The sequence below is a fragment of the Armatimonadota bacterium genome (genome assembly GCA_031081585.1).
GTDB classification, from domain to species: Bacteria; Sysuimicrobiota; Sysuimicrobiia; order Sysuimicrobiales; family Humicultoraceae; genus Geohabitans; species Geohabitans tengchongensis.
On sequence record JAVHLY010000005.1, the window covers coordinates 88,708 to 110,831 of the forward strand.

Annotated in this window: 22 protein-coding genes; 15 read left to right on the forward strand and 7 right to left on the reverse strand. The window is 72.1% G+C overall.

Going from position 1 to position 22,124, the window contains the following annotated elements:
* The first annotated feature begins 39 nt into the window (after positions 1-39).
* The 3 genes from solA (at position 40) to iolB (ending at position 2,688) form a co-directional block, all read left to right on the forward strand.
* Positions 40-1,218: an N-methyl-L-tryptophan oxidase gene (solA, locus tag RB146_03360; GenBank protein ID MDQ7828018.1), complete on the forward strand. Its 1,179-nt coding sequence runs from the start codon at positions 40-42 to the stop codon at positions 1,216-1,218.
* The gene (locus tag RB146_03365; protein MDQ7828019.1) at positions 1,215-1,760 is read left to right on the forward strand and encodes a dual specificity protein phosphatase family protein; all 546 of its coding nucleotides are present in this window, start codon (positions 1,215-1,217) and stop codon (positions 1,758-1,760) included. The genes solA and RB146_03365 overlap by 4 nt, the downstream gene beginning before the upstream one ends.
* A gap of 76 nt (positions 1,761-1,836) precedes the next feature.
* Entirely contained in the window at positions 1,837-2,688 is an 852-nt protein-coding gene (iolB, locus tag RB146_03370) for a 5-deoxy-glucuronate isomerase (GenBank protein MDQ7828020.1), read from the forward strand.
* Between the two features lie 42 nt (positions 2,689-2,730).
* On the opposite strand, the gene nirK is transcribed toward iolB, so the two are convergent.
* The 7 genes from nirK to RB146_03405 all read right to left on the reverse strand — a co-directional run bounded on the left by nirK (position 2,731) and on the right by RB146_03405 (position 10,610).
* The gene (nirK, locus tag RB146_03375) at positions 2,731-3,750 is read right to left on the reverse strand and encodes a copper-containing nitrite reductase (protein MDQ7828021.1); all 1,020 of its coding nucleotides are present in this window, start codon (positions 3,748-3,750) and stop codon (positions 2,731-2,733) included.
* Between the two features lie 241 nt (positions 3,751-3,991).
* Positions 3,992-5,485, reverse strand: a complete 1,494-nt coding sequence (locus tag RB146_03380) for a metal ABC transporter permease (protein MDQ7828022.1) — start codon at positions 5,483-5,485, stop codon at positions 3,992-3,994.
* Entirely contained in the window at positions 5,482-6,279 is a 798-nt protein-coding gene (locus RB146_03385) for a metal ABC transporter ATP-binding protein (GenBank protein MDQ7828023.1), read from the reverse strand. The genes RB146_03380 and RB146_03385 overlap by 4 nt, the downstream gene beginning before the upstream one ends.
* Positions 6,276-7,223, reverse strand: coding sequence for a metal ABC transporter substrate-binding protein (locus RB146_03390; GenBank protein MDQ7828024.1), 948 nt, complete (start codon positions 7,221-7,223; stop codon positions 6,276-6,278). The genes RB146_03385 and RB146_03390 overlap by 4 nt, the downstream gene beginning before the upstream one ends.
* Positions 7,224-7,370: 147 nt before the next feature.
* On the reverse strand, positions 7,371-7,928 hold the full coding sequence (locus RB146_03395) for a MaoC family dehydratase (GenBank protein MDQ7828025.1): 558 nt from the start codon (positions 7,926-7,928) through the stop codon (positions 7,371-7,373).
* A 49-nt stretch (positions 7,929-7,977) separates the two neighbouring features.
* Entirely contained in the window at positions 7,978-9,150 is a 1,173-nt protein-coding gene (locus tag RB146_03400; GenBank protein MDQ7828026.1) for an acyl-CoA dehydrogenase family protein, read from the reverse strand.
* A 2-nt stretch (positions 9,151-9,152) separates the two neighbouring features.
* Entirely contained in the window at positions 9,153-10,610 is a 1,458-nt protein-coding gene (locus tag RB146_03405; protein ID MDQ7828027.1) for an MmgE/PrpD family protein, read from the reverse strand.
* 66 nt (positions 10,611-10,676) lie between these two features.
* On the opposite strand from RB146_03405, the gene RB146_03410 reads away from it, so the two are divergent.
* The 12 genes from RB146_03410 to RB146_03465 all read left to right on the forward strand — a co-directional run.
* Positions 10,677-10,883 (forward strand): hypothetical protein, encoded by a 207-nt coding sequence (locus RB146_03410; protein MDQ7828028.1) that lies wholly within the window; start codon positions 10,677-10,679, stop codon positions 10,881-10,883.
* Positions 10,858-11,106 carry a hypothetical protein gene (locus RB146_03415; GenBank protein MDQ7828029.1) on the forward strand — a complete coding sequence of 83 codons (249 nt, stop codon included), beginning with the start codon at positions 10,858-10,860 and terminating at the stop codon, positions 11,104-11,106. Before RB146_03410 ends, RB146_03415 begins: the two co-directional genes overlap by 26 nt.
* A gap of 8 nt (positions 11,107-11,114) precedes the next feature.
* The gene (locus RB146_03420) at positions 11,115-12,005 is read left to right on the forward strand and encodes an LLM class F420-dependent oxidoreductase (protein ID MDQ7828030.1); all 891 of its coding nucleotides are present in this window, start codon (positions 11,115-11,117) and stop codon (positions 12,003-12,005) included.
* A gap of 344 nt (positions 12,006-12,349) precedes the next feature.
* Positions 12,350-13,252 carry a MurR/RpiR family transcriptional regulator gene (locus RB146_03425; GenBank protein ID MDQ7828031.1) on the forward strand — a complete coding sequence of 301 codons (903 nt, stop codon included), beginning with the start codon at positions 12,350-12,352 and terminating at the stop codon, positions 13,250-13,252.
* Between the two features lie 94 nt (positions 13,253-13,346).
* On the forward strand, positions 13,347-14,132 hold the full coding sequence (locus RB146_03430; protein MDQ7828032.1) for an ABC transporter substrate-binding protein: 786 nt from the start codon (positions 13,347-13,349) through the stop codon (positions 14,130-14,132).
* Positions 14,133-14,786 carry an amino acid ABC transporter permease gene (locus tag RB146_03435; GenBank protein ID MDQ7828033.1) on the forward strand — a complete coding sequence of 218 codons (654 nt, stop codon included), beginning with the start codon at positions 14,133-14,135 and terminating at the stop codon, positions 14,784-14,786. It begins immediately after the preceding gene.
* A gap of 2 nt (positions 14,787-14,788) precedes the next feature.
* Positions 14,789-15,595, forward strand: a complete 807-nt coding sequence (locus RB146_03440) for an amino acid ABC transporter ATP-binding protein (GenBank protein ID MDQ7828034.1) — start codon at positions 14,789-14,791, stop codon at positions 15,593-15,595.
* A gap of 11 nt (positions 15,596-15,606) precedes the next feature.
* Positions 15,607-17,283, forward strand: a complete 1,677-nt coding sequence (locus tag RB146_03445) for a hydantoinase B/oxoprolinase family protein (protein MDQ7828035.1) — start codon at positions 15,607-15,609, stop codon at positions 17,281-17,283.
* Positions 17,280-19,295: a hydantoinase/oxoprolinase family protein gene (locus RB146_03450; GenBank protein ID MDQ7828036.1), complete on the forward strand. Its 2,016-nt coding sequence runs from the start codon at positions 17,280-17,282 to the stop codon at positions 19,293-19,295. Before RB146_03445 ends, RB146_03450 begins: the two co-directional genes overlap by 4 nt.
* 2 nt (positions 19,296-19,297) lie before the next feature.
* Complete coding sequence (locus RB146_03455) at positions 19,298-20,032, forward strand: aspartate/glutamate racemase family protein (protein ID MDQ7828037.1); 735 nt, start codon at positions 19,298-19,300, stop codon at positions 20,030-20,032.
* Between the two features lie 140 nt (positions 20,033-20,172).
* Positions 20,173-21,264, forward strand: a complete 1,092-nt coding sequence (locus RB146_03460; protein MDQ7828038.1) for a M20/M25/M40 family metallo-hydrolase — start codon at positions 20,173-20,175, stop codon at positions 21,262-21,264.
* A 5-nt stretch (positions 21,265-21,269) separates the two neighbouring features.
* On the forward strand, positions 21,270-22,124 hold an 855-nt coding region (locus tag RB146_03465), incomplete at its 3' end, for a pyridoxal-phosphate dependent enzyme (GenBank protein MDQ7828039.1).

Genomic DNA, 22,124 nt, shown 5'->3' on the forward strand with positions numbered 1-22,124 from the left:
ACAAGAGGGCCGCGCTGGCCACCGCCGAAGAGGGAAACAATGCTCTACGATGCCATCGTCCTGGGTTTGGGGGCCATGGGCAGCGCGGCGGCCTGGCAGCTGGCGCGCCGCGGCCGGCGGGTGCTGGGGCTCGACCGATACCCGCCCGCTCACGACCGCGGCGCCTCTCACGGCCGCTCGCGCATCATCCGGGAAGCCTACTTCGAACACCCCGCCTACGTCCCGCTGGTGCAGCGCGCCTACGAGCTGTGGGCCGAGTTGGAGCGCGCCTGCGGCCGCCTCCTCCTCCTGACCACCGGCGGCATCATGCTGGGGCGGCCCGAGAGCGTGCTGGTGCGGGGGGCCCTGGCCAGCGCCCGCACCCACGGGCTTGCCCACGAGCTCCTCGACGGCAGGGAGGTGCGGCGGCGCTTCCCCGTCTTCCAGCCGGACGACGAGATGGCGGGGGTGCTGGAACCGCGGGCCGGCGTGCTCTTCCCCGAGGAAGCCATCCTGGCCGCCCTGCAGGAGGCGGCGCGAGCCGGCGCGGAGCTGCACCACGAGGAGCCGGTGCTCACCTGGGCGGCCGGGCCCACCGGGGTGGCCGTGCGCACGGCGCGGGGGGACTACGAGGCCGGCCTCCTGGTCCTCACCCCGGGCCCGTGGGCGCCGCACCTGCTGGCCGAGCTGGGGCTCGAGCTCACCGTGCAGCGGCAGGTGGTGCCCTGGTTCCGCCCGGCGGCCCTGCCGGAGGCCTTCGCCCCGGAGCGCTGCCCGATCTACATCTGGATGGTGGGCGAGCGCCTCTACTACGGCTTTCCGCAACTCGGGGACAGCGGGGTGAAGATCGCCGAGCACGTCACCGCCGGGGCGCCGACGACGGCGGAGACGGTCCGCCGCGAGGTCGACCCCCGGGAGGTCGAGGCGCTGCGCGAGGCGTTCGTCCGCCGCTACATGCCGGCGGCGGACGGGCGGCTCCTCGACGTCACCACCTGCCTGTACACGATGACGCCGGACGCCCACTTCGTCATCGACTCCCACCCCGACCACCCGAACGTGGTGGTGGCCTGCGGGTTCTCCGGCCACGGCTTCAAGTTCGCGCCGGTGGTCGGCGAGATCCTGGCCGACCTGGCCCTGGAAGGCCGCACGGCGCACGACATCGGGCTCTTCCGCATCGCCCGCTTCGCCGCTGGCCCGCGCGCCCACGGCGGGGCCGCGGACGGCGAGGCCCGCGCATGAAGATCCACCGGGTGGAGCCGGCCGACCCGCAGGACCTCTCCCGGGCCGTCGAGTCGGACGTGGCCCGCATCACGCCGGACCTCTACATCGGCACCGCGCCCCGGTCCGCCACGGACCTGGCGTTGCTGAAGGACGCGACGGGCATCACCGCCGTCCTGAGCCTGCAGACCCCGCGCGACCTGGACGCGCTGGGGCTGCGCCGGGAGGAGGTGGAAGGCTGGGCCCGCGCCCTGGGTCTCGTCTGGCGCAACATCCCGGTGGAGGACTTCTCGCCGGAGGCCCTCATCGAGCGGCTCGACGAGGCGGTGGCGGAGCTCACCCGGCTGTTCCAAAGCGGCCACCGGGTCTACCTGCACTGCACTGCCGGAGTGAGCCGCTCCCCGTCGGTGGCGCTGGCCTACCTCCACTGGGTGCTGGGGGAACCCTTCGAGGGCGCCCTGGCCACCATCCGGCAGCGCCGGCCCCAGACAGACCCCTACGCGCAGGTCCTGGCGGCGATCCGCCGCCGGCGCCCGGCGCGTGAGCACCGTACCGGGCGGTAGCCGCCTCCCGCGGCGATCCGCCAGGACCCTGCGGTGCAGGCGGCGTACCTCGGCAGTAAGACGGTCCGGGGCGGGGGTGGAGCGCCGACCTCCGCCGGCGGGAGGTGACGACCTGGTCTCCACGCTGCACCTGCGGCCACCGCAGCGCCCCGGCTTCACGCCCGTCGTCACGGCGGGCAAGGACCTGCGCTTCCTCTCCCTGGGCCTGCTGCGCCTCGATGCCGGCAAAAGCTACCGCCTCGTCACCGAAGCGGAGGAAGCGGTCCTGGTGCTGCTCACCGGGACGCTGGCCCTCGGCGGTCCCTACGTGAGCGGACGCCAGATCGGGCCCCGGCGCAGCGTCTTCCAGGACCGGGCCAGCGCCGTCTACGTGCCGCCCCGGCGCATCCTGCAGGTGGAGGCGGTGGGGAGCGCCGAGGCGGTGGTCCTGCGCACTCCCGTCAAGGAGGAGGTGGCTGCGGAGCGCGAGGAGCCGCCGACGGTGGTGGTCACGCCCGAGGCGGTCCGGGTGGAGCAGCGCGGCGCCCCCGGCTACCGGCGGCAGGTGCACGACGTGGTGACCGACGGCGTGGCGGCGCGGCGGCTGCTGGTGGGCGAGACCTTCACCGACCCCGGGGAGTGGTCGAGCTACCCGCCCCACAAGCACGACGAGCGGGTGCCCGGCCGTGAGCTCCCGCTGGAGGAGCTCTACTACTTCAAGGTGGACCCGCCGCACGGGTTCGGGGTGCAGGTGGTCTACAGCGCCGAACGCAACCTGGACGTGGCCTACCGGGTGCAGGACGGGGACGTGGTCCTCATCCCCTTCGGCTACCACCCCTCGGCCGCCGCGCCGGGGTACCGGCTCTACTACCTGTGGGCGCTGGCGGGCGAGGAACGCGGCCTGGCCTACCGGGACGACCCCCTGCACGCCTGGGTGCGGGCCCGCTAGCTCCCTCCGTGTTCACAGCACGACCTGACGAGGGATCCGCCCTCAGGGCAGGGTCTCGAAGATGCCCGGCCTGCCCCGGCCCCGGACGGTCAGTGTGCCCACGGCACCCCGGTCGATGCGGAAGATGCTGTGGTCGACCAGCAGGTACGTCCCCGGGACCTCCACGGTGAACTCGACGATGGCCGCGCCCCCGGGCGGGATGAGCGTCGTCTGGACGTTGGCGGTGGGCGTCCCGCCGATCCCACCCTCGAGGTAGACCCGGTCGAAGATCTCGCCGATGACGTGGAAGGCGGAGACCAGGTTGGGGCCGCCGTTCCCCACGAAGAGGCGGAGGCGCTCGCCCACCCGCGCGGTCAAGGCTCCCTTGCCCGCCAGGGCCCCCACCCGACCGTTGAACACCACGTACTCGGCCTGGCCGGCTCTGGCCTTGTCCGAGGCGTAGGCCTGAAGGCCCTGCGTGCCGAAGACGCCCCGGGTGTAGAACTCACCCTGCATGACGTAGTACTCGCGGTCCACGCGCGGCAGCCCTCCCGCGGGCTCCACCAGGATCAGGCCGTACATGCCGTTGGCGACGTGCGTCGGGATGTGCGGCGACGCGCAGTGGTAGACGTACAGGCCCGGGTTGAGGGCCTTCCAGCGAAACGCCGCCTCCCGGCCGGGCGCGACCTGCGTCAGGACGGCGCCGCCTCCGGGGCCGGTGACCGCGTGCAGGTCGATGGAGTGGATCTGCTTGCTGCGTGGGCTGTTCCGGAGGCGGAGCTCGATCTCGTCGCCCACCCGGACCCGGATCATGGGACCGGGGACCGTGCCGCCGAAGGTCCAGAACGGGTACCGGACGCCGTCGGCCAGGACCCCGGTGACCTCGGTGGTCTCCAAGGTCACGAGGACCTTCGCCGGCCCCCGCCGCACCGGCGGGGGGACCGTCGGCGGCGAGGTCAGCACGGCCTGTACCACGGACGGTACCGCACCGCTGGCGGGGACATCCCAGGCCGACCCCGCCGCCGCCAGCGCCACGACCGCCGCGACGGCCAGAAGACGAATCCCCCGAGCGCGCTGTGTCATCGCTCCCTCCGACCTGCTCGCCAGCCGGGATGAGCCCCCGGCGGCAGCCCGCCTCACGCCTATCCATAGCCGTCGGGGCAGGCCCCGCGTCATCGGTTGGTGAGTGGATTGTCCATCGGCATCGGAACCGAGGCGGGCCTGGGTTCCCGTCTGAGGGCTTCCACCGACCGGCGCGGGAGGGCCGGGAGCGGGCGATCGGGTGGTCGCCCGATGGCGGGCGGCGGCGGAGTCCGACGGCGGGTCAGCGTCCGGGCATCACGTAGACGCTGCGCGCCACGCGCCGCGGGATGGCGATCTCCCCGTCGCCCACCGCCACGCGCACGCCGTCGGGCTCCGCCCTGACCAGCCGCACGCGCCGCCCCGGTACCAGCCCCGTCGCCTCGAGCAGCCGCAGCACCTCGGGGTCCTCGTCTTCCACGCGCGTCACCGTGCCCGCCTGCTCCGGCTGCAGCTCCGAGAGGAGGTGCTCCTCGGCCGGGCGGGCCACCTCGCCTTCGGCGGTGGGGATCGGCGCGCCATGCGGGTCGGTGGCCTGCGGCCCCACCGTGCGGGCCAGCTCCTCGGTCAGGCGCCGCGGGGCGACGTGCTCCAGCCGGTCCGCGGCCTGGTGCACCTGGTCCCAGGGCATGCCGGCGCGGTCCACCAGGAACCGCTCCCACAGGCGGTGGGTGCGCACGCGCTGGGCCGCGGCGCGGCGGCCCGCCGGCGTGAGCCGCACCCCTTCCGGCGTCTCCGTGACGAGCCCCAGACGGGCCAGCTGCCGCACCACGGCGATGGCGCCCTCGGCGGAGTCGCGCACCCGTGCCGCCAGGACGGCCACCGACGTGGCCCGGGCGTCTTCGGCGAAGAGGGCCTTGAGGTAGTCGTCCAGGCGGGCCTGGGCCGCGGCGCGCCGCCGCCGCAGCGCGCGCACCACCACACCGCGCCGCGGCGCGAAGAGAGCGGCCACTGCAAAGAGCCCGGCCCCCACCAGGACCATCGTCGCTCCGGAGGCGATGTCGAGGACGTAGGCGAGCCAGAACCCCGTCACCGCGGTGAGGACGCCGACCAGCACCGCCCCCAGGATCAGCCGGTGGAGCCGGTCGCTGAACATGGCCGCGGTGGCCGGCGGCGCGATGAGCATGGCCACCACCAGCACGATCCCCACCGCCTGGAGCGCGGCCACGATGGTCAGCGAGGTCAGCAGGAGCATGAGGTAGTGGAGGCGGCGCACCGGGAGCCCCACGCTCTCGGCCATCACCGGGTCGAAGGCCCACAGCAGCAGCTCCTTGTAGAGGAGGGCGATGGTGCCCACGACCACCGCCCCGCTCACCGCGGTGAGCACCAGGTCGCCGCGGCTGACCGCCAGGACGTTGCCGAAGAGGACGTGGAAGAGGTCGACCGGACTGCGGATGCGGCTGATGATGGCCAGACCGAGGGCGAAGGCGGTGATGAAGAGCAGCCCCATGGCCGCGTCCTGCTTCAGCCGGGTGTGGCGCTCCACCACCCCGATCCCCAGCGCCGTGAGCAGCCCGGTCACCAGCGCGCCCACGACGTACGGCCACCCCAGCAGGAAGGCGAGGGCCACGCCGGGGAGGACGGCGTGGGAGATGGCGTCGCCGAGCAGCGCCCACCGCCGCACCAGCAGGAAGCTGCCCATGACCGCACAGACGGTCCCCACCACCACCGCCGCCAGCAGCGCCTGCCGGACGAAGGCGTAGCCCAGCGCGGTGGCGAGCTCCTGCAGCACGCTCACGATCCGCTCCCCGTCCCCTCGGCGCCGACCATCGCCTCAAGCGGCGCCAGGCGGCCGCCGTAGGTGGCGCGCAGGAGGTCCTCGGTGAGGACCGCCCCCGGCGGTCCCGCCGCCACGAGGCGCTGGTTCAGCAGCAGGACGCGGTCGTACGTCTCCCGCACGCGCACCAGGTCGTGGTCCACCACCAGCACCGTGCGGCCCTCCGTGCGCAGGCGCGGCAGCAGCGCCAGGATCGTCGCCTCGGTGGCGGCGTCCACGCCGATGAAGGGCTCGTCCAGCAGCAGCACCCGGGCCTCCTGGGCCAGGGCCCGCGCCAGCAGGACGCGCTGCTGCTGGCCGCCCGAGAGCTCGCCGATGTGCCGGTCCCGCAGGTCGGCGATGCCCAGCGCCTCCAGGGCGCGCGCGGCCACGGCCCGGTCGGCCGCCCCCGGCCGCCGGCCCCAGGGCAGGTGCGGGAAGCGGCCCATCAGGACGGCGTCCCAGACCACCACGGGGAAGTCCCAGTCCAGCGCCTCGCGCTGGGGCAGGTAAGCCACCCAGCGCCGCCCCTGCTCCACGGGGCCGCCGAGCAACCGCACCGTCCCCGTGGTCAGCGGCACCAGCCCCACCAGCGCCCGGAAGAGGGTCGACTTCCCGGCCCCGTTGGGGCCGACCACGCCCACCACCTCTCCCGGCCCGACCTGCAGGCTGACCCCGAGCAACACCGGGTGGCTGTCGTAGGTCACGCTGAGGTTGGTGACCTCGACGGCCGGGGCGGCAGTCCCTGCGGGCGCCGTGGCTCCTGCCGGGGTCACGGCCGCCCACCGCCCAGCCCGGCGACGAGGAGCTCCACGTTGGCCCGCATCATCCCGACGTAGGTGTCCGCGCCGCTCCCCGGCCGTCCCAGGGAGTCGATGTAGAGCGCGCCGCGAATGGGCACGCCGGTCTCCTGACTCAGCCGCTCCATGAGCCGCGGGTTCAGGGTCAGATCGACGAAGAGCGCGGGGACGCGCTCGCGCCGGATCCGCTCCACCAGCTCTACGATACGCCGTGCCGGCGGCTCGGACTCCGGGGCCAGGGTGTAGATCCAGCCCACCACCTCGAAGCCGTAGCGGGCGGCGAAGTAGTGGAGGGCGTTCTCGGTGGTCACCAGCTTGCGTCGCTCCGGCGGGATCGCTGTCACCCGCTGGCGGATCCAGGCATCCAGCGCCCGCAGCTCGGCCAGGTAGCGCTCGGCCTGGGCGCGGTAGGCCGCTGCGCCCTGGGGGTCCGTGGCGATCAGGGCATCGCGAATGGTGGGCACGTAGTGGCGGATCACGTTCTGCACGTCCAGCCAGGCGTGGGGATCGGGAGCGCCCTGGAACCGGCTCAGCGGGTCCTGGATCAGGATGGGCGTCACGCGGTCGGAGGCGACGACGATGCGCGCCCGCGTGCCGGAGCCGCGCACGAACCGGTCGAACCACAGCTCCAGGTTCAGGCCGTTGTAGAGGACCAGGTCCGCCTCGGCCAGTCGGCGGGCGTCGCCTGGCCGCGGCTCGTAGGTGTGGGGGTCGGTGCCCACGGGCACCAGGGCGTGGACCTCCGCCCGGTCGCCGGCCACCTGGCGGGCCAGGTCGGCGATGACGGAGTAGGTGGCGACGACACTGACGCGGCGGGGCGTCGCGCCGGAGGGTGCGCAGCTCCACGACGTCAGCGCCGCCAGCCCGACCGCGAGGGCGGCCGCCGCCACCCCGCGGGCGCGGGCTCCTCGGGATCCCACGGTGCGGACGTGCGATTCACCAACCCGGAAACGCATCACGGCTCCTCGATCGCCGACCGGCCGCCTGCACAGGCCCAGGAGGCAGGCGCTCGCGCGAAGCCTTGCGGCGGCATGCAGCGGCCGCCGGTCCGGTTCCACGGTACACCACTAGCGCGGGGACGGGTCGTCCTGCGCAGGTGCGGTGGAGGGGGCCTCGGGGGGCGAGGGGCGCGGCCGCGGGCGAAGGCCGCGAGGCGAGGCGCCCCGCCGGTAGACCATTACGGTGCGCTCGAACTCGATGACCACCGTCCCTTCCTGGTTGTACCCGCGCGTCCGGAACCGCACGATGCCCGCGTGCGGGCGGGAGCGGGAGGGCCGCGTCTCCAGGACCTCGCTCTCAGCGTAGATGGTGTCGCCGACGAAGACCGGGTGGGGCAGGCGCACCCGGTCCCACCCGAGGTTGGCCACCGCGTTCTCGCTGATGTCCTCGACGGAGAGGCCGACCACCAGCGCCAGCGTGAAGGCGCTGTTCACCAGCGGCCGCCCGAACTCCGTCTGGGCGGCGTAGGCGTAGTCGATGTGGAGGGGGTTGGCGTTCAGGGTGAGGGCGCTGAACCAGATGTTGTCCGCCTCGGTGACGGTGCGGCCATAGGGGTGCTCGTAGACGTCCCCCACGGCGAAGTCCTCGAAGTAGCGCCCTTCCCGCCGCGCGCGCCGCGCCGCCATGCGCCGTCCCTCCTTCCCTGACAACGACATATCTCCGTTGTGATGCGGCTCAGTAGGACCGGGGCAGCCCGAGGACGTTGTGCCCCAGGTAGGCCAGGACCAGGTTGTCCGTCACCGGCGCCACCTTGTACAGCCGCGTCTCCCGGAACTTGCGCTCGACGTCGTAGTCTGCGGCGAACCCGTAGCCCCCGAACGTGTCCAGGCAGACGTTGGCCGCCTCCCAGGAGGCCTCCGCGGCCAGCAGCTTGGCCATGTTGGCCTCGGCGCCGCACCGCTCCCCGCGGTCGAACTTCGTCGCGGCCTGCCAGCGCATCAGGTCCGCCGCCGCCACCCGGGCGTAGGCGCGGGCCAGGGGGAACTGCACCCCCTGGTACGCCCCGATGGGCCGCCCGAAGACCACCCGCTCCCGCGCGTAAGCGGTCGCGCGGTCGATGAACCACCGCCCGTCGCCGATGCACTCCGCGGCCAGGAGGATGCGCTCGGCGTTCCACCCGTCGATGAGGTAGCGGAAGCCCATCCCCTCCTCCCCGACCAGGTGGTCGGCCGGCACCTCCAGGTCGGTGATGAAGAGCTCGGTGGTGTGGTGGTTGAGCATGGTGCGGATGGGCCGGATCTGGACCGTGCCCTGCGCCACCGCCGCCCGCAGGTCCACCAGGAAGAGGGAGAGCCCGCGCGTCTTGTCGGCCACCGCCTCGCAGGGGGTGGTGCGGGCGAGCAGCAGCATCAGGTCGGAGTGCTCGGCGCGGGAGATGAAGACCTTCTGGCCGTGCACGACGTAGCGGTCGCCGCGCCGTTCCGCGCGCGTCTGGATGCGGGTGGTCTCCGATCCGGCCGCCGGCTCGGTGACGGCGAAGGCCTGCAGCCGCAGCTCGCCGGAGGCGATGCGCGGCAGGTAGGTGCGCTGCAGGGCCTCGCTGCCGTGGCGCAGCAGCGTCCCCATGATGTACATCTGCGCGTGGCAGGCTGCGGCGTTGCCGCCGGAGCGGTTGATCTCCTCCAGGACGATGGAGGCTTCGGTGATGCCGAGCCCGCCCCCGCCGTAGCGCTCCGGGATGAGGATGGCCAGCCACCCCGCGCGGGTGAGGGCCTCGACGAAGGCCTCGGGGTAGGCCTGGGTGCGGTCGAGCTCCCGCCAGTAGGCGTCCGGGAACTGCTGGCAGAGGCGGCGCACCGAGTCGCGGATGAGTTGCTGCTCCTCGGTGAGGCGGAAGGGCTCGGCCACGGTCAGCCGCGGGTGGGCGACGTCACACCTGCGCCCTGGCCTGCGCCCCGGCCTGCGCCCCACAGCGCCCCGGGTCCCAGGCGCTCCACGGCGGCCAGCTGCCGCACCGCCTCGGGGACGGCCGCGTAGCGCTCGCGCAGCGCGTCGGCGGCGAGCGTCCCCCCGGGGTCCTCAGCCGGTTGCGCTCCCACCTGCCCGACGGCCCACGCGAGCAGGTCGCGGAACTTCGCCGCCAGCGCCTCGTAGGGCACCGCCGCGCCGTCCTCTCCCGGGGCCTGCTCCACGAGCGCGCTGTGGGTGGGCCCGCCCTTCAGGCGCACGGTGACGCGGGCCGGCCAGGCCGCCGGGTAGCGCGCGTCCAAGGCGGGGTCGACCGCCACACGCACGCGCCCCAGCAGACCGCGCACCTCCGGGTCCGCCAGCGCCGCCGGCTCGAACTCCCCGAGCCCCACCCGCCCCCAGCGCAGCGCCGCCGCCACCGTGTAGGGGAGGCTGAACTTCGCCTGGTAGGGCGTCTGCGGGTCGGGGTTGCCCGTAACCTGGAGGGCTGCACTGTAGGTTGCTACCCGCACCTCGTCGATCACCGGCAGGTCCACCCCGCCGCGCGACCGGACCTCAAGGGCGGCGACGATGGCGCCGTGCGTGTGGCCGCAGCAGGGAAAGAGCTTGAAGCTGTTTTCGGTGATGGCGAACCGCTCGCCCAGGCGGTCGGTGACGCGGCCGGGATCGGCCTCGGCGGCCATGGCCCGGAAGAACCCCTGCTCCCCCTCCAGGATGGCCCGCGCGCCCGTGAAGCCTTCGCGGGCCAGCAGCGCGGCCAGCAGGCCGTCGTGGGCCGCGTGCCCGGCGTGGAGGTGCTTGGACATGGCGCCGTCCCGCAGGAACTCCCACAGCCCCGCGGCCATCGTCCCCGCCGAACCGAGGGCCTGCGCGGTGTCCCGCGGGCCCAGCCCCAGGACCTTGGCCGCCGCGGCCGCCGCGCCGAAGGTCCCGCAGGTGGCCGTGGTGTGCCAGAAGCGATAGTGGGAAGGGTTCACGGCCTCGGCGACGCGCACCGCCACCTCGAATCCCGCCACCACCGCCTCCAGCAGGCGCGGTCCCGAGACTCCTGCGCGTTCCGCCGCCGCGAGCGCCGCGGCCACCACGGGCGCGCCGGCGTGGGTCGTGGAGGGACGGTGGAGGTCGTCGACTTCGACGATGTGGGCGGCCAGGCCGTTGAGCAGCGCGGCCCGCAGGGCATCGGTGCGTGCGGCCGTAGCCACCACCTCGGCCTCCGGTCGGCCGCCCAGCGGCAGCAGCGCCCGCCGCGCCATCGCCGCTGGCGGCTGAGCCGCCCCCGCCAGGACCGCCCCGGCCCAGTCGAGGACGGTCTTCTGCGCCATGGCCCGGACCGCGTCCGGCAGGGCGTCGTAGCGCACCGTCACCACGAACTCCGCCAGGTGTTCGGACAGCGTCGCCATACGGGAAGCCTCCGTCTCCAGCACCTTTCGCCCCCGGCGCCGCGTGGTCCCTGCTGCGGCCGACGGGTGCCGCAGCCGGCGCGCGTCTACTTCACGGGCGGGGCCACGGCGCTCCTCTACGGGTGGCGGGAGACCACCCTGGACGTCGACGTGAAGCTCGTCCCGGGAAACTCGACGCCCTGTCCGCAGGCCCCCGGCCCCTGGGCGGCGAAGAGCCTGGATGAAGCCAACCCCCAGGAGTGGTACGATGGCTCGAGTCTTCCGGTCCCGTGACGAGGAACTCGCCTACCTGCGACAGGTGAAGGCGGACCTGGACGCGGCCACCACGCGCGAGGAGGTGGCGGAGGTGTGGCGGCGCCACTACCTCACCGTCGGCCACCGCAAGCTCGGCCGCCTGCTGCTCGGCCAGACCCCGGAGCAGGTGATGCGCGTGCGCGGCGGGACGGAAGCGTCCGGCGCGGGCGGGAGCGCCGACCGGGACGACCGCCAGGGGTAGGCGAGCCCGTGCGCCTCGGGGCCATCTTCCCCCAGACCGAGATCGGCAACGATCCCGGTGCCATCGCCGACTTCGCCCGCGCCGCCGAAGCGGCCGGCTACGACCACCTGCTGGCCTTCGACCACGTGCTGGGCGCCGTCCCCCGTCCCGGCTGGCGCGGCCCCTACACCGTCGAGCACCCCTTCCACGAGCCCTTCGTCCTCTTCGGCTTCCTGGCCGGGCTGACGCGCCGCCTGGAGCTGACCACCGGGATCGTCATCCTCCCGCAGCGCCAGACCGCGCTGGTGGCCAAGCAGGCCGCCGAGGTGGACGTCCTCTCCGGCGGCCGCCTGCGCCTGGGCGTGGGCATCGGGTGGAACGAGGTGGAGTACGAGGCGCTGGGGATGGACTTCCACACGCGCGGCCGGCGCATGGCCGAGCAGGTGCGCGTCCTGCGGCTGCTCTGGACGCAGGAGGTCGTGACGTTCCAGGGGCGCTGGCACCGCATCACCCAGGCGGGGATCAACCCGCTGCCGGTGCAGCGGCCGATCCCGCTCTGGATGGGCGGGCACGCCGAGCCGGCGCTGCGCCGCGCCGCCCGACTGGCCGACGGGTGGATGGCCGGGGGGACGCTGCGCACCTCCACCGTCCAGGGACCGCCCGCCAACCTGGAGACCTACCGCGGCATCGTGGAGCGGCTGCGGACCCTCTTGCGCGAGGCGGGGCGCGACCCTGCGGCCTTCGGGATCGAAGGGCGCATCGCCTACCAGTCGGGCCCGGACGGGTGGCGCGCGGGGTACGAGGCCTGGCGCGCCATGGGGGGAACGCACCTCAGCGTGACGACCATGGGCGCCGGATTGGACTCGCCCGCGAAGCACATCCAGGCCATCCAGGACGTCGCCGCCACCCTGCGCGGGTGAAGGCGCGTGCCGGCCATGCGCAGGGGCGCCGGCGGGGGGCCCCAGGCCCCGTGATGCCCCCGACGTCGCCCCGGGGCGGTGGAGCGCGCTCGCCGTGCTGACCGCCACCCTGGTCCAGGGGATGTCCCCTGGTTCTCGGACCCCTTCCCCTTCCCTCGCGCCACCTTCGACCCCAGGCAGGGAGCCCCGAGGCGAGCGCCCCCTGACCCACCTCTGACAGGCTGCGGGACAAGACCCCAGGGCCAAGCCGGCACACGCATCGGAAACCCGGAGGAGGAATCGCCGGGCTGGTTGCTGAATGGAACTATTCCAGGATGCTCTCAGATTGAAGAGATGCATTCACGATGCCTGCCCGGCCTCATCTCACAGCTGCCCCGTCGACTACCCATCCGGTAGAGTCCGAGCGTTTCTCTGCGCTGCTCGCCCGCGCGTACCAACGGCTGCCCGCTGCCCAACGCCGCGTCGCCGACCTCCTCGCACGCCAGTACCGACGGCTGGCCTTCCTGTCCGCCGAGGAGGTCGCCGCCCTGGCCGGAGTCAGTGACTCCACCGTGGTACGCCTCGCCATGGCGCTGGGCTACCGGGGGTACGCAGACCTCCAGCGGGCCGTCCGGGAAGTGCTGGACGAGGACCTCCACCCCGTGGACCGGATCCGTCGCGACCTGCATGGCGTCCGGGCCGAGGGAGAACTGTTCGACCGCTTGATGGCCGTCGACGAGGCCAGCATCCGTGAGACCCGGTCGAGGCTCGCGGTCGCCAGCGTCGTGCGCGCGGCGCAGACGCTGGCGCAGGCGCGCGTCGTCTACATCATGGGGCTCCGCGGATCATACCCGCTGGCCTTCTTCCTCGCCTTGCACCTCGGCCAGGTCCGCCCGCACGTGCTCCTCCTTGAAGCCCGCGGGGGAACGGCTCTGGACCCGCTGGCCTCCGCCCAGGGCAGTGGCGTGCTCGTCGCCATCGCCATGTCGCGCTACTCCAGCCTCACTGTCCGGGCGGCCGAGTTCGCCCGCCAGCGAGGGCTCCACGTCCTGGCCATCACCGACAGCCCCGGCAGCCCGCTGGCCCCGCTCGCACACCAGCTCCTCCTGGTCAGTGCGGATGACGTACCCGCCGCGTGCGTGGCGGGCCTCAGTCTCTGCAACGTCCTGGCCTCGCTGGTCCGCCGGCGCCTGGGAGCCGAGGGGCGGCGAACCAGCCTGACTCTGGAGACCATGCTCCACCGGGCCGGTCTGCTGGAGAGGGGGTGAGGAGCCGACACACAGGCAACGGACTGGCCGCTGGCGTCCCCGGCCCGTCAGGGCTCGGGAACCATGATGCGCTTGAGAAGGGAGGCGGTACAGCGTGAACCGTACGTGGCTGGCGCTCTGGGTGGTGGCAGCGCTTCTCCTGGGGCCGAGCGGACTCGCTGGAGCGGCGGACGGGTCCCTCGCCCGTGTCAAGAAGGCCGGGGTCCTCACCGTCTGTGCCGTGGACGGCCTCCTTCCGTACTCGAGCTCCGACCAGCGCACGCCGGGGTTCGAGGTCGAAATCGCGCAGGCGATTGCGCGCGAGCTGGGCGTGGCCGTGCGCCATCACTGGACAACCTGGGACGGACTGATCCCCGCACTCACGAGCAAGCGTTGCGACGCCATCATCGACGGGATGTTCATCACGCCTGAACGCCAGAAGGTCATTGCTTTCTCCCGCCCGTACTACGGGTCGGGTGAGACCATCCTCGTGCGCAAGGACAATACGACGATCCGGGGGCTGGCAGATCTGAAGGGCAAGCGGGTCGGGGTGCTCTCCGGCTCGGTGACCGTCGAGTACCTGCGCAAGAAGGGCATCGCCACGCTGGTCGTCTACCCGGACCAGAACACGATCATCCTCGAGTTGAACAACGGGCGCATCGAGGCCGCGTACCTCGAAGCTCCCAGCGCGGCGTGGGCGCTGAAGAAGGACCCGACGCTCAACATCAAGATCGTCAAAGAGTACATCCCCGAGGAGCGCTTCAACGCTGGCGTCGGGCTCCGGAAGGCGGACCGAGAGCTGCTCGAAGCCATCAACACCGCCGTGACCAAACTGGTGCAGAACGGCACCATCGCCCGCATCCTGGGCAAGTACGGGGTCCCCTTCTACCCGGCGAAGTAGATGCTCGAGGTCATCCGTGATGCCCTCCCCTTCCTGATGGCGGGTGCCATCACGACGATCAACATCTCCATCGTCGCCATGGGGGTGGGCCTCGTCCTCGGGCTCGTGGCAGCCCTCTGCCGCATGAGCCGGGCGCGCGTCGTGCAGTGGGGTGCCGTCGGGTACATCGAGCTCATCCGCGGCACCCCGCTGCTGGCGCAGCTCTTCCTCCTGTACTACGGCCTGCCGCAGTTTGGGATTCGCCTCGAACCCTTCACGGCCGCTGTCCTCGGACTGGGCATCAACTACGGGGCCTACCTGGCCGAAGTGTATCGCGCGGGCATCCTCTCCATCGACCGGGGGCAGTGGGAAGCCGGGTTCTCCATCGGCATGTCGTGGTGGGTCCTGATGTACGTCATCATCCTGCCGCAAGCCATCCGCGTGATCCTCCCACCGGTCGGAAACTACTTCATCTCCATGCTCAAGGACTCGGCCTTGACCGCCACCATCGCCGTCTCCGAACTCCTGCGCCAGGCCCAGCTGCGGGTGGCCGTGACCTTCCGGAGTTTTGAGATCTACGCCCTGGCGGCCCTGATCTACTTCATCATGAGCTACCCCCTCTCGCTGGCGGTGGGTGCGCTGGAACGACGGACCACCCAAGGCACGAGGGCCTAGTCGTGGCTCCTCTCCTCGAACTGCAGGGACTCTCGAAGCGGTTCGGCGGGGTGCAGGCTGTCGAGGAGGTCTCCCTCAGGCTCGAGGCGGGGGAGGTGGTGGTCATCATCGGCCCGAGCGGATCGGGGAAGAGCACGCTCCTTCGGTGCGTGAACCTGCTGGAGCTGCCGGACGAGGGGGAGATCCGCCTCAACGGTGAGAGGGTGTTTCGGCGAGCCCGGGGAGAGACGTTGACGCACCGCCAGATCGACGAGGCGCAGCGGCAGCTTCGACGTGCCACGGGCATGGTCTTTCAACGCTTCAACCTCTTCCCGCATCTGACGGCCCTGCAGAACGTCACCGTCGGGCTGACCTGGGTGAAGGGCCTTGGCCGCGACGAAGCTCACCGTAAGGGACTGGAGCTGCTCGGCCAGGTCGGCCTGGAGGACAAGGTGGAAGCCTATCCCGCCCAGCTCAGTGGTGGGCAGCAGCAGCGGGTGGCCATCGCCCGGGCGCTGGGGATGAATCCCCGCATCATGCTCTTCGACGAACCCACGTCCGCCCTGGACCCCGAGCTGGTCGAGGAAGTCCTTCACGTGATCAAGCGCCTCACGAAGACCGGGATGGCCAAGATCATCGTCACCCATGAGATGGGATTCGCCCAGGACGTGGCCGACCGCGTCCTCTTCATGGACCTGGGACGCATCGTCGAGGAGGGCCCGCCGCATAGGATGTTCACCGCGCCGGCCAACCCTCGGACGCGTGCCTTTCTGCGTAAGATCATCCACCGGAATGTGATCCTCGAGGATCACGCGAACATCAGAGGCTAGGACCGCCGACGATGAGGATGACAGGTCTCGTGGACCCGGCGACGGTGACCATTCTCCAGCACGCCCTCCATCGCATTGCCGAGGAAATGGGCGTAAATCTCCTCCACGCCGCGCGGTCGACGGTGATCCGCGAAGCGCGCGACTGTTCTTGCGCCCTCCTGGACGCGCAAGGACGGATCATTGCCGAGGCGGAGCACATTCCCGTGCAGATGAGCTCCCTCTCCCTCCCACTGACGGCGTGTCTGCGGAAGTTCGGCACCATTACCCCGGGGGAAGTCTTCGTCATCAATGACCCCTTCCAGGGAGGCCAGCACCTGCAGGACATCATCATCTTCACCCCGGTCTTTGTCGACGGAGAGCTCCTGGGCTTCGCGGGAAGCATTGCCCATCACGTGGACATTGGAGGTGCGTCTGCCGGTTTGACCTTCGACGCCACCGAGACCTTCCAGGAAGGGTTGCGACTGCCGGGCTTGAGGCTCAACGCCGACCGGGACTTCGCCCCGGGCGGCATCTTCTACGATTTCGTCGCGGCCAACGTCCGTGCACCCCAGACGACCATCGGCGACCTTCGGGCCCAGTTGGCTGCCAACCACGTCGGTGCGACCCGGCTTCAGGAGCTGGCACGCCAGTATGGCCTCTCCACCCTGCGCCTCGGGATCGAGGCCACCCTGGACTATGCCGAGCGGCTGATCCGGCAGGGCATCGCCGGCATTCCGGATGGCGTGTACCGTGCGGAGGACGTCATTGACAGCGGAGTCTTCACCCGGCACCCGATCCCGATTCGGGTGACGCTGACCGTCCAGGGGTCCGACCTGCTCGTCGACTTCACGGGGACGCACCCCCAGGTCCCCGAGTTCATCAATGTGCCCCTGGGCTCCACCTACTCGACGACCTACAGCGTCATCAAGATGGCGCTGAGTTCAGGTGGCCGGCGCATTCCCGCCAATGCCGGATGCTATCGCCCTATCCAGATCCTCGTCCCGGAGGGCTCGTTGCTCAACCCCACGCCGCCCTTCGCCGTGCGCGCCCGGATGTGCGGAGCCTATCGCATCTTCGACGCGGTCCTGCTGGCGTTGGCCCAGGCGATGCCGGATCGGGTCCCGGCTCTCGGGTTCCACGTCAACACGACCAGCGGATTCTCACGATTTGCGGACGGACGCTACTGGATCTTCATCGAGGACCTGGGCGGCGGGTGGGGCGGAACGCCCGTGGGCGACGGGGCGGACGGTCTCGATGCCCCCCTCTCCAACTGCCGCGTGACGCCGGTGGAAGCCCTGGAGCTGGACCACCCATACCTGCGCGTGGAGCGTTACGCGCTGCTCCCCAATTCGGGAGGGGCGGGGAAGTTCCGCGGCGGGTTGGGGGCGGTGCGCGAGTACCGGGTGCTGGCCGACGGCGTCGAGTTCTTCGGATACGCGGACCGGCACCGCTTCCCTCCGAGGGGTCTGGCGGGAGGGGGAGATGGCACCTGCGGGGCCTTCCGGCTCATCCGCCGCGGACGCGGCCGACGGCTTCCGTCGAAGATCAAGTGCCCCGTCCAACCCGGCGACCTCGTGCAGGTACGCCTCGGGGGTGGCGGCGGCTACGGGCCTCCCCTGGAGCGGGACCCCGCGCGGGCCCAGGAGGATGTCCGGCTGGGGAAGGTCACCCGGCCCCGACTCCGCCGTCGAGGGGAGCCAGACCCGTGAAGGCGGGCGCGGAGCAGGTTCTGATCCTGGCCATCGATGTGGGCGGGACGTTTACGGATGTCGTCGGGCTCGATGCGGACGGCCAGCTTCGCGTGGAGAAGATCCTCACGACCCCCGACGATCAAGCCGCCGGCGCTGTCACCGGCGCGCGGACGCTGGCCGGTTCCCTCGAGGGTGTCACGACGATCGTGCACGGCACAACAGTGGCCACGAACGCGATTCTCGAGCGCAAGGGCGCCCGGACCGCCGTCGTCACCACGTGGGGGTTTCGGGACGTCCTGGAGTTCCAGACCCAGGAGCGCACCGACATCTGGGATCTCTTCTACCGCAAACCCGAGCCTCTCGTCCCTCGGGACCTGCGGTTCGAGGTCCGCGAGCGCATGGCCGCCGACGGCCGTGTCGTGCATCCCCTCGACCCCGCCTCCCTCGCCCGGGTCCTCAGAGCCCTCCGCCGGGCCAGGCCACAGTCCGTGGTCGTCGCGTTCCTCAACAGCTACCGCAACCCCGCCCACGAGCGGGCGGCCCGCGCCGCCATCGCTGACGCGCTGCCGGGGGTGTACGTCAGTGCCTCGGCCGACGTCCTCCCGCGCTTCCGCGAGTACGACCGGTTCAGCACCGCCGTGCTCAATGGGTACGTCGCTCCGGTCGTCCAAGGGTACCTCCAGAGCTTTGCCCACCTCTTCCGCGCGGCGGGCTTCCGGGGGGAGGTCCTCCTCATGCAGTCCAATGGCGGCGTGCTCCCCGCCAGGGCCGCCGCTGAGCTCGCCGTCTGGACCTGTCTCTCCGGCCCCGCCGGAGGCGTGCTGGGTGCGGTGGCTCTGGGACGGCTCCTCGGTGAGAGCCACCTGATCACCTTCGACATGGGCGGCACCAGCACGGATGTCTGCCTGATCACCGGGGGGCGACCTGAGGTGGCCATGCGCTCGAGCCTCAACGGCTACCCGGTCGCGCTGCCGATGTTCAACATCCTCACGATAGGCGCAGGGGGAGGGTCCCTGGCCTGGGTGGACCCGGGGGGGTTCCTGCAGGTCGGCCCCCAGAGTGCCGGGGCCCACCCCGGGCCCGCGTGCTATGGCCGTGGGGGAGAGCACCCCACCGTCACCGACGCGAACTGCGCCCTGGGCATCCTCCGCCCCGGTCGCCTGCTGGGCGGGCACCTCTCCCTCGACGGCGACGCAGCACGTCGAAGCCTGAGACCCATCGCTCAGCGTCTCGATCTGCCGGTCGAGGAGACCGCCGAGGCGGTGCGGCGGATTGCGGACGCCCGCATGGCGCAGGCCGTTCGCCTGGTGTCCGTCGACCAGGGATACGATCCGCGTCGCTACACCATGATGGCCTTCGGGGGAGCCGGCCCCTTGCACGCGGCAGCCGTCGCCGAGGACGTGGGGATCCGGCGCGTCGTCATCCCGGCCTTCCCCGGGGCGTTCTCGGCCTACGGGCTGCTCTGTGCGGACTTCCTACGGGAGTACGAACGCACCGTCCTGGCCGGCGACTCGCTGACCTCCGACGGTCTCAGGAGGATCCTGCAGGATCTCGCCCGGCAGGCGCAAGACGACTTTGCGCAGTGGGGGGTCGACGGGCGCCCGGAGGTCGCCTTCGCCCTCGACATGCGATACGAAGGCCAGGCCTACGAACTCCCGATCCTCGTCGACCCGGACCGGCTCGAGGACGCCGTCCAGCGCTTCCACCACGCCCACCAGACTCGCTTCGGCTTCGCCGAATCAGAGTCCCGGGTGGAGGTCGTGAACGCCCGGGTGCAGGCGCGCGTGCGCCGCCATCCCCCCAGACTGCAGGCCGACCTGGCCCACGACCGCCCCCCGGAGGCGGAAGGCGTGGTCCGACACCAGCGACCTCTGACGTGCCGGTTCCTCCCCAGAGCCGCCGTCCCCACGACGGGGTCGCTCGAGGGACCCGTGGTGGTCGAGGAACGGACCGCGACCACCTGGGTGCCCCCCGGGTGGGGCGCCCGGCGCCTCGAAGGCGGGCACCTCCTGCTGGAACGGAGGACGTAGGCATGTACGCTCGCGCGGGACGCCTGGGGCTGATCGTGCTCGAAAGCGATCAAGTCCTCGAACCGGAGATGCGCCGGGCGCTCCCCGAGGACGTCGACTACCATGTCGCCCGGGTCCGCTACACGGGGGTCCACGACGCCGGACTCGCCGCCGCCACCCGGGGGGTGGCGGGGGCGATCCGGACCCTGTTGCCTGTCCACCCCGACGTGATCGTGTGGGCGTGCACCAGTGCGAGCTTCTACCGGGGACGGCGGGGCCATGAGATCCTGCTCAAACGCCTCGCGCTGCTCGCTCGTGGGGTGCCCACCCTCACGGCCTCGGCGGCGGTGGTTCGCACGCTCCATCGCCTGCGGGCGGTCCGGCTGGGCGTCGTGGCCCCCTATCCACCGGAGATCAACGCACGCCTCACCACCTTCCTCCAGGAGGAAGGCTTCGTGGTCGAGCGCCTGCTCGGCCTGTATGACTCCGCCGTGGACGACGACACCCTCCAACGGACCCCCGGGCCGCGCCTTCGGGAGGCCATCGAGACCGCGGCTCGTGATGTCGACGCGGTGCTGGTGAGCTGCACGGGCCTGGTGACCCTCCCGCTGCTGGATGCCGTCACTGAAGCCGTGGGGCGGCCCGTGGTGAGCAGCAACGCGGCCATCCTGGCCGAGGCCCTGGCGGTGCTGCCCTCCCCCGGGCCGGTTCGCGGATTCCACGCCCTCTTACGGGCGCTGGCTCTGCCGGCCGCATGAGCGCCGGAACACCTGGCCGATCCCGCGCCGGCGTTGCCGGCCGCAGCGCCGAGAGTGCCCGACGGCGCCTCCTCCGCGACCTGGCCCAGCTGGTGCGTATTCCGAGCCCCTCCGGTGGCGAGGCACGGATCGGTCGGTGGATGGCCAGGCGGCTGCGGGAGATGGGGCTCGAGGTCCAGCTGCAACGCGTGGGCGAGCGCTTCAACGTCCTGGGCCGGCTGCCCGTCGGCACTGGCCGCGGTCCCACCGTCATGCTCAATGGTCACCTCGACACCCTGCCGCTCCCGCCGGGATGGCGGACCGCGCCCTACCGCCTCCGCGTGCGCCGGGACGAGCTCATCGGCGCCGGCGTGAACAACATGAAGGCGGCCCTGGCGGCCTACCTTGAGGCCATCCGCCGGCTCCACCGCGTCCCTCGTGGAGCCTCCGGGACGGTCCTGCTGGCTGCGGTGGTGAGCGAGTGCGATGCCCTCGGGCTGGGCACCCGTGCCCTCCTGGCTGCCGGCATCCGGGCGGATTGGGCCATCGTGGGTGAGCCCACCGCCCTGACCGTCTTGACGGCGCACGGAGGCGTGACGCAGGTCCGGGTGGTCGTGGAAGGGCGCTCGGCTCACGTCTCCCAGCGCGCGTCGGGCCGCAACGCCGTCGAGGCCATGGTCCGCATGCTGTCGGGGCTGGATGCGTCCGTGCTTCGGTATCGGCCGCACCCCTCGTTCCCCGGACTCCCGACCCTGAACATCGGTGTCCTCCGGGGGGGCACCCTGCCGTCCATGCTGGCAGAGCGGTGCGAAGCCCTGATCGACGTCCGGACGGTCCCAGGGATGACGCCGCACTCGGTGCGCCGAGACCTGCTGCACCACTTGAGGCCCGCCGCCCACCGTGCCCGGGTGCGCGTGGAGGTGGTCCTGAGCGAACCGCCCGCGTTCTGCCAGCAGTACCCCTTCCTCGTCCCGGCAACCTCGCCGGTCGTGCGCGCTGTCGTCGCGGCGCACCGCCATGTCGTCGGCCGCACCCCGCGCGTAGGGGCCTGGCAGCCGCTGGTCTTCTACGGCACGGACGGATCCCACCTCGCCCGGGCGGGCATCCCCGTGGCCATCTACGGCCCTGGGACCACGGCGCAGGTGAATCGCCCGGAAGAGTCGATGGCGCTCTCCGACGTCCTCGCAGCGGCAGAAGTCTACTACCTCGCCCTGCGAGGGCTCCTGGGCGGGGACCCGCCGGAGGCCGGTTGAACGCCATGGGGGTGGGGGCGGACCTCCGGGCCCGGCTCAGCAGCCTGCCGCGCCTGGGTCTCCTCCCGGGCCCCACGCTCCTGGAGCCCCTGCCGCGGCTGTCGGCGGAGCTCGGCCGCGAGGTGTGGATCAAGCGGGAAGACCTGACGCCGATCGGCCTGGGCGGCAACAAGGTCCGAAAGCTCGACCTCATCCTCGGCGAGGACCGCCGCGCCGACCTGGTGATCACCCGGGGAGGCCTCCAGTCCAACCATTGCCGCCTCACCGCGGCGGTGGCCGCCCGGCTCGGCATCGCGTGCGCGCTCGTCCTCACCGGCAGCCGCCCTCAGGACCTTCGGGGCAACCTCCTGCTCTCGCACCTGTTCGGCGCACGCGTCCACTACCTGGGCGAGGCCCCCGACGCCGAAGCGGACGAGGCCATGGAGGCCCTGGCCCGCGCCCACCGGGAGCACGGCGGTCGCCCCGCAGTCGTGCCGCTGGGAGGAGCAAACCCCCTTGGAGTCCTGGCCTACCTGGAGTGCGCGCTGGAGCTGGCGGACCAGTGCGCCGAGCGGGGGCTTCGTCCCTCCGCTGTCATCGTGGCGGTGGGCACCGGATCGACCTGTGCCGGTCTCGCCCTGGGCGTCGCGGCGGCGCTCCCCGACTGCCAGGTGGTGGGCATCAGCGTGAGCCGGTCTCGAGAGCGGCTGCTTCGAGAGATCCCCACACTCGCGGCCGCCGGGTGGGCCCGGTTGGGCGAGGAGACACCCGTCCAGGCGGCTGTGCAGGTCTACGACGACTACATCGGGCCCGGCTACGCCCGACCCTCGGATGCGGGGCTTGACGCGATCCGGCGTCTGGCGCGGCTCGACGGCCTCCTG

Coding starts and splice junctions, on each gene's coding strand:
- RB146_03445 (MDQ7828035.1), top strand. CDS start 15,607: ATGAGGATGACAGGTCTCGTGGACCCGGCGACGGTGACCATTCTCCAG.
- RB146_03415 (MDQ7828029.1), top strand. CDS start 10,858: ATGGCTCGAGTCTTCCGGTCCCGTGACGAGGAACTCGCCTACCTGCGA.
- RB146_03405 (MDQ7828027.1), bottom strand. CDS start 10,610: ATGGCGACGCTGTCCGAACACCTGGCGGAGTTCGTGGTGACGGTGCGC.
- RB146_03365 (MDQ7828019.1), top strand. CDS start 1,215: ATGAAGATCCACCGGGTGGAGCCGGCCGACCCGCAGGACCTCTCCCGG.
- RB146_03455 (MDQ7828037.1), top strand. CDS start 19,298: ATGTACGCTCGCGCGGGACGCCTGGGGCTGATCGTGCTCGAAAGCGAT.
- RB146_03395 (MDQ7828025.1), bottom strand. CDS start 7,928: ATGGCGGCGCGGCGCGCGCGGCGGGAAGGGCGCTACTTCGAGGACTTC.
- RB146_03425 (MDQ7828031.1), top strand. CDS start 12,350: ATGCCTGCCCGGCCTCATCTCACAGCTGCCCCGTCGACTACCCATCCG.
- nirK (MDQ7828021.1), bottom strand. CDS start 3,750: ATGACACAGCGCGCTCGGGGGATTCGTCTTCTGGCCGTCGCGGCGGTC.
- solA (MDQ7828018.1), top strand. CDS start 40: ATGCTCTACGATGCCATCGTCCTGGGTTTGGGGGCCATGGGCAGCGCG.
- RB146_03435 (MDQ7828033.1), top strand. CDS start 14,133: ATGCTCGAGGTCATCCGTGATGCCCTCCCCTTCCTGATGGCGGGTGCC.
- RB146_03460 (MDQ7828038.1), top strand. CDS start 20,173: ATGGCCAGGCGGCTGCGGGAGATGGGGCTCGAGGTCCAGCTGCAACGC.